The 12,582-nt window shown below is 66.2% G+C and carries 10 protein-coding genes and 1 pseudogene; 10 read left to right on the forward strand and 1 reads right to left on the reverse strand.

Features of this window, described 5'->3' with window-relative positions; all coding sequences use genetic code 11:
- Positions 1–29 precede the first annotated feature (29 nt).
- The gene (gene yihA / locus FHS28_RS13830; protein WP_088451563.1) at positions 30–797 is read right to left on the reverse strand and encodes a ribosome biogenesis GTP-binding protein YihA/YsxC; all 768 of its coding nucleotides are present in this window, start codon (positions 795–797) and stop codon (positions 30–32) included.
- Between the two features lie 649 nt (positions 798–1,446).
- Here yihA and FHS28_RS13835 point away from each other — a divergent pair.
- The 10 genes and pseudogenes from FHS28_RS13835 to glmU all read left to right on the forward strand — a co-directional run bounded on the left by FHS28_RS13835 (position 1,447) and on the right by glmU (position 12,531).
- Positions 1,447–2,067, forward strand: a complete 621-nt coding sequence (locus FHS28_RS13835; RefSeq protein WP_088451349.1) for a c-type cytochrome — start codon at positions 1,447–1,449, stop codon at positions 2,065–2,067.
- Between the two features lie 329 nt (positions 2,068–2,396).
- Positions 2,397–4,475 carry a cytochrome c biogenesis protein ResB gene (locus tag FHS28_RS13840; RefSeq protein ID WP_375140751.1) on the forward strand — a complete coding sequence of 693 codons (2,079 nt, stop codon included), beginning with the start codon at positions 2,397–2,399 and terminating at the stop codon, positions 4,473–4,475.
- Positions 4,476–4,477: 2 nt separating this feature from the next.
- Positions 4,478–5,899 (forward strand): c-type cytochrome biogenesis protein CcsB, encoded by a 1,422-nt coding sequence (ccsB, locus tag FHS28_RS13845; protein ID WP_088451355.1) that lies wholly within the window; start codon positions 4,478–4,480, stop codon positions 5,897–5,899.
- A 103-nt stretch (positions 5,900–6,002) separates the two neighbouring features.
- On the forward strand, positions 6,003–7,001 hold the full coding sequence (gene msrP, locus FHS28_RS13850) for a protein-methionine-sulfoxide reductase catalytic subunit MsrP (RefSeq protein ID WP_088451357.1): 999 nt from the start codon (positions 6,003–6,005) through the stop codon (positions 6,999–7,001).
- A 19-nt stretch (positions 7,002–7,020) separates the two neighbouring features.
- Positions 7,021–7,671 carry a protein-methionine-sulfoxide reductase heme-binding subunit MsrQ gene (msrQ, locus tag FHS28_RS13855; protein ID WP_088451359.1) on the forward strand — a complete coding sequence of 217 codons (651 nt, stop codon included), beginning with the start codon at positions 7,021–7,023 and terminating at the stop codon, positions 7,669–7,671.
- A gap of 205 nt (positions 7,672–7,876) precedes the next feature.
- Positions 7,877–8,866 (forward strand): annotated as a pseudogene (locus FHS28_RS24190) (NAD(P)/FAD-dependent oxidoreductase); the annotation flags it as partial.
- Between the two features lie 87 nt (positions 8,867–8,953).
- Positions 8,954–9,322 (forward strand): dihydroneopterin aldolase, encoded by a 369-nt coding sequence (locus FHS28_RS24195; protein WP_058937625.1) that lies wholly within the window; start codon positions 8,954–8,956, stop codon positions 9,320–9,322.
- A gap of 45 nt (positions 9,323–9,367) precedes the next feature.
- Positions 9,368–10,324, forward strand: a complete 957-nt coding sequence (gene ttcA / locus FHS28_RS13865; protein WP_088451363.1) for a tRNA 2-thiocytidine(32) synthetase TtcA — start codon at positions 9,368–9,370, stop codon at positions 10,322–10,324.
- A 120-nt stretch (positions 10,325–10,444) separates the two neighbouring features.
- Positions 10,445–11,086, forward strand: a complete 642-nt coding sequence (locus tag FHS28_RS13870) for a DUF4136 domain-containing protein (protein ID WP_088451365.1) — start codon at positions 10,445–10,447, stop codon at positions 11,084–11,086.
- Between the two features lie 71 nt (positions 11,087–11,157).
- The gene (gene glmU / locus FHS28_RS13875) at positions 11,158–12,531 is read left to right on the forward strand and encodes a bifunctional UDP-N-acetylglucosamine diphosphorylase/glucosamine-1-phosphate N-acetyltransferase GlmU (RefSeq protein WP_088451367.1); all 1,374 of its coding nucleotides are present in this window, start codon (positions 11,158–11,160) and stop codon (positions 12,529–12,531) included.
- Positions 12,532–12,582 lie beyond the last annotated feature (51 nt).

Genomic DNA, 12,582 nt, shown 5'->3' on the forward strand with positions numbered 1-12,582 from the left:
GGTCTCAGACCTCTGGCGACGCCGGTGGGTCAGGGCTTGCGGGTGTCGTCGGTGTCGTCCGCCGGATCGGCGTCGTGCGCATCGTCCGCACCATCCGCCGGATCCGCATCCGTCGCCTCGGGGACGCCCATCTCGTCGTCGTCGTAGTCCCGCAGAACACGCGGTTCGCGATGGGCCCAGTCATAGATCAGCTCGGCCGCATCGTCCAGGCCCTGCTTGCTCAGCGCGGAGAACAGGCTGACGGCAATGTCGGAGTCTTCCGTTGCCAGAACCGCCAGTTCCTTCTGCACCTGCTCCAGGGCCGCGGCGCCGTCCTTGCGGTTTAGCTTGTCGGCCTTGGTCAGCAGCACCAGCAGGCTCACCTCGCCCGCCGTGACGCGGTCGGAGACGAACTCCAGCAATTGCTTGTCCAGGTCGGTCAGGCCATGACGGGAGTCGACCATCAGCACCACACCGGACAGCGTTTCGCGCTGGCTCAGGTAGTCGGCCATCACGCGCTGCCAGCGCAGCTTGGCGTCCCGTGCCACGGCGGCATAGCCGTAACCGGGCAAGTCGGCGAACAGGGCGTCCGGCGCATCCTTCGGGCCCAGCACGAACAGGTTGATGTGCTGGGTGCGGCCCGGCGTCTTGGAGGCGAAGGCCAGACGCTTCTGCTGCGCCAGCGTGTTGATCGCGGTGGATTTGCCGGCATTGGAGCGCCCGACAAAGGCGATTTCCGGCAGCGGCCGCGCCGGCAGGGTCTCCGGCACGGCGTTGGGGTCGCGGGACGGCTCACCGTCCTCGTCGCCCTCGTCCATCTGATCTTCCTGATCGTCACGATCGTGATCAGCGCTCAGGCCTGCGTCATCGAAGCCGCCCGAGGCGTCGTGATCCTGATCGTCAAAGTCTTCATCCGGTTCCGGTTCCTGCCCCGGCAGCACGCCGTTCTGGGGCAGATGGTGCAACTGGCTGGCGGTGGTCAGGAAGCGGGCGGTGTGAGTCCAGGCCAGCGCCCGCTTGGCCGAGGTGAGCGTCTCGACCGCGTCTTCGATCCCAGGGGCCGCGGCATCACGCCGCTTCGGCGCTGCAACGCCCGCCTGACCCGGTTGTGAACCCTTGGCGCCAGGCGTTGCCACGCCCTGGCGGCCGGCCTTGGCATTGGGCGCAGCGCGCTTCTTCGCACGCCCCTTGCGCGCCGCTGAGACGCCGGATTTCGCGGCCTTGGCGGCCTGCGCAGCCTGCACCGCAGCGGACACCTTCTTGCCCTTGGGGCCGGAACGGGGGGTCCCCGGCGCCCCTTCGGGAGCGGCCGATGACGCCGTTGTTGTTTCGTCACTTGTGCGGCCTGCGGGTTTCCCTGGGGTCGCCGAAGCGGGTTTCTTGTTGGAATCGGTCATCGCGCTTCGGGTGTCAAAGAGACCCCATTGTAAGATTTCTCGGTTGCGCTCATCCAACCCCTCAACATTCATGAAGACTGTCTCTTTCTTGTTGTCGAGCCTGGTTCTGTTGTCTGGCGCTGCGTGGGCGGCTGACAACCAACCCGCTGCCAAGCCCGATCTGGCCAAAGGCCAAGCGACCTCCACCCAGGTCTGCGCCGCCTGCCATACAGCCGACGGTTCCCGGGGCAGTCCTGCCAACCCCATCCTCCAAGGCCAGCATGCGGACTATCTGGCCAAACAATTGCACGAATTCAAGGCCGGTAAACGGGTCAATGCCGTGATGAATGGCATGGCCGCCACCCTGTCGGATGACGACATCCGCAACGTTGCCGCTTTCTACGCCAGCAAGCAGGCCAAACCCGGTTCTTCCAAGAACAAGGAATTGGTCTCGCTGGGCGAGAAGATCTACCGCGGCGGCATCGCGGACAAGCAGGTGCCCGCCTGCGCCGGCTGTCACAGCCCCAACGGTGCGGGCATTCCGGCCCAGTATCCGCGTCTGGCTGGCCAGCACAGCGACTACACCGAAGCGCAGTTGACCAACTTCCGTGCCGGTGCCCGCGCCAACAACGTGGCCATGGCGGCCATCGCGGCCAAGCTGAGCGACCGTGAAATCAAGGCCGTGGCCGACTACATCGCCGGCCTGCGCTGATCGCCCGCGAACGATGCAGTGAATCTGGAACGCACCGGTGCTTGCACCGGTGTTTGTCCATCTGCGGGCGATGCGGCCTGCAATCAGTTGTCACGCGGGCTTGATCGCCCGCTTGTTACATGGGCGTCCGGCACGGCACGCGGATGCCCGCGACAATGGCGCCCATGACCGAGAAGTCTTCCGTCCCTCCAGCCCCTGATTCTGTGCACGCGATTGCCGCGTCTGGCGCGGCCGCCGCGTCAGTTGCATCCTCCTCGGCGGCTCCCTCCGCTGCTGCCGCCGCATCATCTGCCGGCCCGTCCTTCGCCAGAGTCGCCCTCGCCGACGCGATGGAGCTGGTGGCGTCCATGCGTTTTGCGATTTCGCTGTTGGTGGTCATCTGCATCACCGCGGTGATCGGCACGGTCGTCAAGCAGAACGAGCCGATGAACAACTACGTCAACCAGTTCGGCCCTTTCTGGTCCGAGCTGTTTGGCCACATGAGCCTCTACACCGTCTACAGCGCCTGGTGGTTTCTGCTGATGATGGGCTTCCTGGTGGTGTCCACCAGCCTGTGCGTGGCCCGTCACACGCCGAAGATCCTGCGGGACTTCAACAACTACAAGGAAACGGTGCGGGAGCAGTCCCTGCAGGTGTTCCGCCACAAGGGCCTCGGTTATCTGCAGATGGGTCCGGAAGCCTCGCTTCAGCAGATCAACGCCTGGCTCTCGGCCCACGGCTGGCGCGCCCGCGCCCAGGTGCGCAATACCGGCGTGATGATCGGCGCCAAGAAGGGCGCTGCGCACAAGGTCGGTTACCTGGCGGCCCACTCGGCCATCGTGCTGATCTGCCTGGGCGGCCTGTTCGACGGAGACCTGCTGGTGCGGGTGACGATGTGGGCGCAGGGCAAGTCCATCTATCAGGGCTCGGACTTCACCCAGATGTCGCCGCAGAACCACCTGGGCCCGGGCAACCCGAGCTTCCGCGGCAACCTCTTCGTGCCCGAAGGCAGCCGCAGTGCGTCTGCCCTGCTCAACATGCCCACCGGTGTCGTCCTGCAGGAGCTGCCGTTCGAGGTCGAGCTGAAGAAGTTCAAGGTCGAGTATTACGACACCGGCATGCCCAAGCTGTTCGCCAGTGACATCGTCATTCACGACCGCGAAACCGGCACCACCCAGGCAGCGACGGTCAAAGTCAATGAACCGGTCACCTACCGCGGCCTGACGCTCTATCAGAGCAGCTTCGAAGACGGCGGCTCCGAGCTGCAACTGCGGCTGCGCAATCTCTCCGGCAACGATGACGTCGACCTGACCGGCAAGGTCGGGGGCGCGGTCCAGCTGGGCCAGGGCGAAGCGCGGTCCACCCTGGAGTTTTCAGATCTGCGCGTCATCAACGTGGAAAACCTCGGCGGCGCCGCTGCGGGGGCCGCCGGTGGCGCCAGTGATGCCGCCACCGATGTCCGCCGCGTAGACCTGGTCGGCAGCCTTGACAAGCATCTGGGTGCAGGCGTCAGCGTCGGTTCGAAAAAGTCACTGCGCAACGTCGGCCCGTCCTTCAGCTACAAGATCCGGGACGCCAGCGGACAGGCCCGCGAATACAACAACTACATGCTGCCGTTGGAGCTGGAAGGCCAGCGGGTCTATCTGCTCGGTGTCCGCGAAGCCACCGGTGAGAGCTTCCGCTACCTGCGGGTGCCGGTGGATGGCCGGGACAGCATGGATGCCTGGCTGTCGATGCGCCGGGCCCTGGCCGATCCGGCCCAGCGCAACCGCGCCGCCCGCCGGTATGCCGAAGCCGCCGCACCCAGCGACAACCCCAAGACCCGCGAACAGCTGGAAGCCACCAGCCTTCGGGTGCTGACCCTGTTCGCCGGCGCCGAAGGCCTCAAGGTCAATGCGCCCTCCCAGGGCGCCATCGGCGGCCTGCCGGCGCTCTCGGACTTTGTGGAAAAGGAAGTGCCGGAGGCCGACCGTCCGCGCGTGTCCGAAGTGCTGCTGCGCATCCTCAACGGCAGCCTGTTCGAGCTGTACAAGCAGGCCCAGCAACAGCTGGGGCAGCCGGCGCCCGAACCGGGGCCGCAGACGCAGGCCTTCATGACGCAGGCGGTGCTGTCGCTGTCCGACGCCATGTTTTATCCGGCCCCAATGATCCTTCAGCTGAAGGATTTCAAGCAGGTGCAGGCCAGCGTCTTCCAGGTCACCCGCGCGCCGGGCCGAACCCTGGTCTATGCCGGCGCCATCTTGCTGATCATCGGCGTGTTTGCGATGCTCTACATCCGCGAGCGCCGGTTGTGGATCTGGCTGGAATCGGCCCCGGGCCGTCCGGAACACACCCGCGTTCGGATGGCGATGTCCAGCAACCGGGACACGCCCGATCTGCCCACGGAATTTGAAGCGCTCAAGCGGCAACTGCTGCATGAGGAGGCCTGACCATGAACACGACTACCTCCACGGTCGAGAGCCGGCTGCATGCCGACACTTCGACGCTTGAATCCACCCTGGCCGCTTCCTCCCGTTCGCTCGTGGTGGGCAAACGCGGCTGGTGGGCCGGGCGGGACCTGACCGACTGGCTGTTTGCGGCCGTGGTGCTGCTGGGCGCGGCCTTCGCCTTCACCCGGTATCAGGGCTCGATGGATGTCTACGAAAAAGGCATCCTGCTCTGCGCCACCCCTGCCATGATCGCGCTGGGCTGGTTCTGGCGGCCGCTGCGGCTGCTCTGTGTGGTGGTGGGCGCCGTCAGCCTGCTGGCCATCCAGCTCTACCTGCGCCAGACCGACAACTTCGGCGCCGATCTGGCCGCGGCGGACAAGGTCTTCCTGCTCAAGTACATGTTCTCGAGCCAGAGCGCCATCTTGTGGATGAGCGTGCTGGTCTACATGAGCACGCTGTTCTACTGGCTCGGCTTCTTCAAGCGCGACGGCGCGCACAGTGCGGCGGAGGCCATCGGCAGCCGCCTGGCCTGGGGTGCCGTGGGCATGGCGCTGATCGGCACCATGGTGCGCTGGTTCGAGAGCCATCAGATCGGCCCGGACATCGGCCACATCCCGGTGAGCAACCTCTACGAGGTGTTTGTGCTGTTCACCTGGCTGACCACGCTGATGTACCTCTACTACGAGCAGCGCTTCAAGACCCGGGCACTGGGCGCCTATGTGATGCTGGTGGTGAGTGCCTCGGTGAGTTTCCTGCTCTGGTACACCGTCGCCCGCGAGGCGCATGAGATCCAGCCGCTGGTGCCGGCGCTGCAGAGCTGGTGGATGAAGATCCATGTGCCGGCCAACTTCATCGGTTATGGCAGCTTCTCGCTGGCGGCGATGGTGGCGCTGGCGACCCTGCTCAAGACCGCGCCGCCGCGCAGCCTGGCCATCGGACTGATCGGCGTGCCGGTGGGTCTGGTGCTGGTGCTGCTGGCCTTCCGCGCGGGCGCCACCCTGACACCGGAGACGGTGGCCGGCCTGGACGGCTGGGCCGGCAAGATGGCCGGCGTGGCGGTCTTCCTGGCCCTGTGCGTGGCACTGCGGGGCCCGCTCACCGCGCGGCTGCCGTCGCTGGAGTCGCTGGATGACCTGATGTACAAGGCCATCGCCCTGGGTTTTGCCTTCTTCACCGTCGCCACCATCCTGGGCGCCTTCTGGGCGGCGGAGGCCTGGGGCGGCTACTGGAGCTGGGATCCGAAGGAAACCTGGGCACTGATCGTCTGGCTGAACTATGCGGCCTGGCTGCACATGCGCCTGATGAAGGGCCTGCGCGGGGTCGTCTCCGCCTGGTGGGCGCTGATTGGCCTGCTGGTCACCACCTTCGCTTTCCTCGGCGTCAACATGTTCCTCTCCGGCCTGCATTCCTACGGAACGTTGTGAGGCCGAGGCAGGGGTCGGAATTAAGACTCCTTTCAGGCAACAAACCGAAAGATGACGTAAGGTCCACCCATCCGCCCGACCCGGGCGACTTCTGAGGCTGGCCATGCATTTCCTGCGTCATCACCGTGGACATTACGGTGCCCCCATCGCATCGTCCGAGATCACGCCCCGCGACGTCTACGACAGTCGCCGCGACTGGCTCAAGTCGGCCGGTGCCCTCGGTCTGGCCGGCCTGGGTGCGGGCCTGGGCCTGGAAGCCGCCGCACAGACCACCGGTCCGGGCAAGCTGTCCAAACTGGCCGGCGCCCGCAGCAGCGTGGCCGGCGCGATGGCGATGGACAAGCTCACGAAGTACGAGGACGTCACGTCCTACAACAACTTCTACGAGTTCGGCACCGACAAGAGCGACCCGGCCCAGAATGCCCACACGCTCAAGACCCGGCCCTGGACGGTCGCCATTGAAGGCGAATGCGCCAAACCGGGCCGCTATGGCATTGAAGACCTGCTCAAGCTGGCCCCGATGGAAGAACGCATCTATCGGCTGCGCTGTGTCGAGGGCTGGTCGATGGTCATCCCCTGGGAGGGCTACTCGCTGGCCGAGCTGCTGAAAAAGGCCGAACCCACCAGCAAGGCCAAGTATGTCGAGTTCACCACCCTGGCGGACAAGTCACAGATGCCTGGCGTGCGCTCCGGCGTGCTGGACTGGCCCTACATCGAAGGTTTGCGCATCGATGAAGCGATGCACCCACTGACGCTGATGGCCTTTGGCCTCTACGGCGAGGTGCTGCCCAACCAGAATGGCGCACCGCTGCGGCTGGTCGTGCCCTGGAAGTACGGCTTCAAGTCGGCCAAGTCCATCGTCAAGATCCGCTTCACCGAGCAGCAGCCGGTGAGCAGCTGGACCAAGGCGGCCCAGCAGGAATATGGCTTCTACTCCAATGTGAATCCGAAGGTGGACCATCCGCGCTGGAGCCAGGCCACCGAGCGGCGCATCGGGGAAGACGGCTTCTTTGCGAAGAAGCGGGCGACCCTGATGTTCAATGGCTACGAATCCCAGGTCGGCCAGCTGTACGCCGGCATGGACCTCAAGAAAAACTTCTGACCGGCCGGAGTTCCCGCTGATGAGTTCCGCGCCTGCGCGGGTGGTGCCCCCCACCCGCCCAACTCCCCGCCAGCCTCGCCGTCATCCCCTGCTGCATCCGGTGGCCAAGCCGGTGCTGTTTGTGCTGTGCCTGTTGCCGCTGGCCTGGTATGCCTATGGCGTTGTGACCTTCCAGCTGGGCGCGAATCCTGCGGAAGCTGTCATCCGGGGTCTGGGCGACTGGACCCTGCGCCTGCTGTGGGTCACGCTGGCCATCACACCGCTGCGCCAGTGGACGGGCCAGCCGGCGCTGGCGCGGTTCCGTCGCATGGTGGGTGTCTTCACCTTCTTTTATGCGACGCTGCACCTGGTGGCTTATGCCTTCCTGGACATGAGTCTGGACCTGCCCGAGATTGCGAAGGACATCGCCAAGCGACCCTTCATCCTGATGGGCTTTGCCGCCTGGCTGATGCTGGTGCCGCTGGCCGCCACCTCCTTCAACCGCGCCATCAAGGCCCTGGGCGCCAAACGCTGGCAATGGCTGCACAAGCTGGTCTATGCCATTGCCATCGTGGGCCTGATGCACTTCATCTGGATGCGCGCCGGCAAGAACAACTTTGCCGAGCCGGCGGTGTATGGCGCCATCCTGGCGGTGCTGCTGGGCTGGCGGGTCTGGAAGCGGCTGCGCTGAGCGTCGGGGACGCGCCCATTCGCGGCGACTTCATTGGGTGGGTGTTGGCGCAGCGGCGCCGCTGGACGTGACGGAAATCCCTGCAAGGGGTCGTCCAAAGACCCGGGATGGCGGCATCGACGCCCCATCCCGGATAATCACGGGTTCTCTCGCCTGCCGCACCGCCCGCAGCTCCGCCCGTAACCCCGCCCGCAGCGCCCCCGATATGACTGACGCCACCTCCGGGTCCGCCTCCCAGCCGCTCGCCGCTTCGGCCCAGCGGCCGTCCGTGCCCGGCCTGCCCGGGGTGCTCGACGCCGTCATTCTCGGCGGTGGGCCTGCGGGCTGCAGTGCGGCCAGCTGGCTCGCCCAGCTGGGTCTGAGCGTGGCCATCGTCGAACGCGGCCCCCGCCTGTGCGGCAGTTTGCAAGCCCTCACCTATCACCAGGACTGGCTGCTCGGCCAGCCCGGCGAAAGCCTCGCCGCCCTGGGCGACCGGTACGCCGACCATGTGCAGACCCTGCCCGGCGTGCAGGTGCTGCTGCATCGCAGCGCCCATCATCTGGACTGGCAGGCCGAGCAAGGCTGGCAGATCCATCTGGACGCGCCCGAAGACCCGCATGGCGTTGCCTCCGGCGACCATGCCAGCCGCGAACCGCTGCGAGCCCGCGCCCTGGTGCTGGCCACCGGCCTGACCCCGCGTCACCCTGCACCGCTCTATCCCGCCACCGCCCGCCAGGGCCGCGTGCTGGACGCCATCGAGCTGACCGCCCAGCGGGAGAGCCTGCCGCCCGGCCGGGTGCTGCTGCTCGGCGGCGGTGACAACGCCGTCGAAAACGCCCTCTTCCTGAACGCGCATGGACATGAGGTGACCCTCTGGTCCCGGTCCGACTGGCGCGCACAGACGCATCTGCTGCAGCAGATGGACGCCCAGCCGGGCATTCGCCGTCGACCGGCGCAGGCCATGCCGACGGCGGTCGTGGCCCAGCCGGAGGGTGTGTCCGTCACCTCCAAGGCTTACGGCACCGAGACTTTCGACCATGTCGCGGTGCTGCTGGGTTATGAACCCGAGCCGTCGGCCTGGCTGCTGGTGGCCGACGCGCTGCAACGCGCCGGTGTCACCGCCCCCTCCCAACCCTTCCGCGACGAGCCGCGCTTTGGTGCGCTGGGCCTGTTCGTGGCCGGCGATGCCAGTGCCCGCCAGCATCCCTGCGTGCAGACCGCGCTGGGGGACGGCGTGGTGGCGGCCAAGCAGGTGGAAGCCTTCCTGCGGCCGCTGCGCGAATCACAGCCGCCGGCCAGCCTGCGGCGCAACAACCGCCAGGTCATCCACATCACCGGACTGCGTTTTGGCGCCAACCTGGGCGTACTCGACTTCGAACGCGAAGGTCCGCAGCCGATCCAGGTGGATGCCGAGGTGAATCTGGGCGCCCAGATGATCGTCTCGCGGGACGCCGACATCGGTCATGTGCTGGACTACCGCCGCGTGCGGCTGATCATCATCGATGAATGCACCGCCGAACACACCGACCTGCTGGAGGCCCTGCTCGGCAAGCTCTGCACCCGGCTGATGAAGCTGCCTGGGGTGGTGGGCGTGCGCATCAAGGTGACCAAGCTGGAAATCTTCCCTGACTGCCAGGTGGCGATCAGCGCTGAATGCGGGCAGTGGTGAGCCACGCCCCCCTGCCCCGCGACCGAATTTGAACGAGGACCGATCATGATTGAGACCCCCACCGCTGTTGTTGAAAGCGCCGATGCCGGCGCAGCGGAGGCCGCCGCCAAGAAGCATGCGCATGAGATGAACAAACTCTCCAAGCGCCTGCACCGCCAGGTCGGCCAGGCCATCGCCGACTTCAACATGATCGAAGACGGCGACAAGGTGATGGTGTGCCTGTCCGGCGGCAAGGACAGCTATTCGCTGCTGGACATCCTGATCAACCTCAAGGAACGCGCGCCGATCAAGTTCGACATCGTCGCGGTGAACCTGGACCAGAAGCAGCCCGGTTTCCCCGAAGACGTGCTGCCCGCCTATCTGAAGTCGCGGGGCGTGGACTTCCACATCGAGGAGCAGGACACCTACTCCATCGTCAAGCGCCTGGTGCCCGAGGGCAAGACCACCTGCAGCCTGTGCTCGCGCCTGCGTCGCGGCATCCTGTATCGCGTCGCGGGTGAGCTGGGCGCCACCAAGATCGCGCTGGGCCATCACCGAGATGACATCGTCACCACGCTGATGCTCAACATGTTCTTCGGCAGCCGCATGAAGGGCATGCCGCCCAAGCTGGTGAGCGACGACGGCAAGAATGTGGTCATCCGCCCGCTGGCCTATGTGCGGGAATCCGACCTGCAGCGGTGGGCTGAGCACCGCGAATTCCCGATCATTCCCTGCAACCTCTGCGGCAGCCAGCCCAACCTGCAGCGTGCCACCGTCAAGGCCATGCTCCAGGACTGGGACCGCCGCTTCCCGGGCCGCGTGGACAACATGTTCACCGCCATGGGCAACATCGTGACCTCGCACATGATGGACCGGTCGCTGTTCCCCTTCGAGACGATCAAGGCCACCGGCGCCCCGGTGCAGGATGGCGACATCGCCTTCGACGAGGAAGAGAACTGCGGCACCAGCGCCCCGGCGCCGGCCTCGGTCATCCGACTGGTGCGTGACGACGACCAGGAATGATTCTGGCCCCCAGGGAAACCTGAGCGAAACCGGATCCTTACCTGACCCCAACAGACAGGGTCAACCGGACACGGTCACAATCGTTGTCATCGACACGGCATTCGATCCCTGGAGGCCCGTATGTTTTCCTTGATTCGTCGGCTGGCCCTGGCCAGCTTTGGCGCCGCGGCAGTGCTGGCACTGACCGGCTGCGCGGCCCTCAACACCGTCTCGGCGGAGGTGCAGACCTTCGGCAGCTGGCCGGCCGGCCGCCAGCCCGGCACCTATGCGTTCGAACGCATGCCCTCGCAGCAGCAGAACGAGCAGGCGCAGGCCCGCCTTGAAGACGCAGCCCGGGCAGCGCTGGAAAAAGTGGGCTTCACCGCGGCGACCGATCCGAAGTCCGCCGATGTGCTGGTCACGCTCGGCGCGCGCATCACCCGCACGGCCACCGCGCCCTGGGACGATCCGCTGTGGTGGCGCTGGAACGGCAACTACTTCCAGTGGCGGTACGGTCCGGCCTGGCGTCCCTATTACAACCGCTGGGGCTTCGCCTATCCGATGGATCCCATGATGGAGCGTCGCTATGACCGCGAAGTGGCCCTGCTGCTGCGCGACCGCAAGAGCAACGAGCCGCTGTATGAAGCGCGGGCCAGCAATGACGGTCTGACCGAAGGCGATGTCCGCCTGCTGGGCGCCCTGTTCGAGGCCTCAATGGCGGATTTCCCGCAGACCCGGCCGGAGCCGCATTCGGTCTCGGTGGCCCTGCCACCATCGCCCTGAGGGGTTCCCCCGGGGTTCCCCGGTCCGGGCAACGATAATCGCGGTTTTCCACTGGAAGCCGCGATTTTTTTATGTCGCTGAACATCGTTGTCATGGCCGCGGGCAAGGGCACCCGCATGAAGTCGTCCCTGCCCAAGGTGCTGCACAAGCTGGCCGGCCGCTCGCTGCTGGGGCATGTGCTGTCCAGCACCGCCGCCCTGCAGGCGCAGGCCCGCATCGTTATCACCGGTCATGGCGCGGACCAGGTGGAAGCCGCCGTCGCCGGTGACGGCATCCGCTTCGTGCGCCAGGAGCCCCAGCTGGGCACCGGCCACGCCATCCAGCAGGCCGTGCCGGCCCTGGACAGCGGCGGCACCACGCTGATCCTCAGTGGCGACACCCCGCTGATCAGCACCCCCACCACCCAGGCGATGGTGCAGGCCTGCCAGGGTCAGAAGCTGGTGCTGCTGACCATCCACTATGCGGATCCGACCGGTTACGGCCGCATCGTGCGGGACGGCGAGTCGGTCCAGGCCATCGTCGAGCACAAGGACGCCACGCCGGAGCAGCGACAGATCCGCGAGTGCTACACCGGCATCATGGCCGCGCCCACTGAAGCGCTCAAGCGCTGGGTGAACCAGCTCAGCAATCAGAACGCCCAGGGCGAGTACTACCTGACCGACATCGTGGCGATGGCGGTGGCCGAAGGCGTGCCGGTCGTGGCCGTCAGCACGGCGGACGAAACCGAGGTGCTGGGCGTGAACAGCCCCTCCCAACTGGCCCATCTGGAGCGCCGTTTCCAGCGTCAGCAGGCCGAGGCCCTGATGGATGCCGGCGTTCGCCTGGCCGACCCGGCACGTCTGGACATCCGCGGCACCCTGACCTGCGGCCGCGATGTCGAGATCGATGTCAACTGCGTCTTTGAAGGCACGGTGACCCTGGGCGACGGCGTGCGCATCGGCGCCAACTGCGTCATCCGCAACGCCACCATTGCCACGGGTGCCCGCATCCATGAATTCACCCACATCGACGGCGAGGCCGCTGGCGCCAGTGTCGGCGAAGGCGCCCTGATCGGACCGTTTGCCCGCCTGCGTCCTGGCGCGCAGCTGGGTGCCGAAGTCCACATCGGCAACTTTGTGGAGGTCAAGAATTCGACGCTGGCCAGGGGCGCCAAGGCCAATCATCTGGCTTACCTGGGTGATGCGACGGTCGGAGCGCGCGTCAATTACGGCGCCGGATCGATTACCGCAAACTATGACGGTGCCAACAAACACCGCACGACCATCGGCGCCGACGTGCACGTGGGCTCCAACTGCGTGCTGGTGGCACCGGTGACGCTGGGCGACGGCGCCACGATCGGCGGCGGATCGACCATCACCAAGGATGTGGCGCCGGGGCAGCTGGCCGTGGCGCGGGGTCGACAAACCGTGATATCTGAATGGGTTAGGCCTGTCAAAAAGAAATGAGGGGTTCAGAATCCCCTTAAGCTGGCTTTGCTGACGGGCGGTCTGTGGCAT

It is taken from the genome of Roseateles terrae (genome assembly GCF_014192155.1).
GTDB lineage: Bacteria > Pseudomonadota > Gammaproteobacteria > Burkholderiales > Burkholderiaceae_C > Roseateles > Roseateles terrae.

Coding starts and splice junctions, on each gene's coding strand:
- ttcA (WP_088451363.1), top strand. CDS start 9,368: ATGATTGAGACCCCCACCGCTGTTGTTGAAAGCGCCGATGCCGGCGCA.
- ccsB (WP_088451355.1), top strand. CDS start 4,478: ATGAACACGACTACCTCCACGGTCGAGAGCCGGCTGCATGCCGACACT.
- yihA (WP_088451563.1), bottom strand. CDS start 797: ATGGACGAGGGCGACGAGGACGGTGAGCCGTCCCGCGACCCCAACGCC.
- FHS28_RS13870 (WP_088451365.1), top strand. CDS start 10,445: ATGTTTTCCTTGATTCGTCGGCTGGCCCTGGCCAGCTTTGGCGCCGCG.
- FHS28_RS13840 (WP_375140751.1), top strand. CDS start 2,397: ATGGAGCTGGTGGCGTCCATGCGTTTTGCGATTTCGCTGTTGGTGGTC.
- glmU (WP_088451367.1), top strand. CDS start 11,158: ATGTCGCTGAACATCGTTGTCATGGCCGCGGGCAAGGGCACCCGCATG.
- FHS28_RS13835 (WP_088451349.1), top strand. CDS start 1,447: ATGAAGACTGTCTCTTTCTTGTTGTCGAGCCTGGTTCTGTTGTCTGGC.
- msrP (WP_088451357.1), top strand. CDS start 6,003: ATGCATTTCCTGCGTCATCACCGTGGACATTACGGTGCCCCCATCGCA.
- msrQ (WP_088451359.1), top strand. CDS start 7,021: ATGAGTTCCGCGCCTGCGCGGGTGGTGCCCCCCACCCGCCCAACTCCC.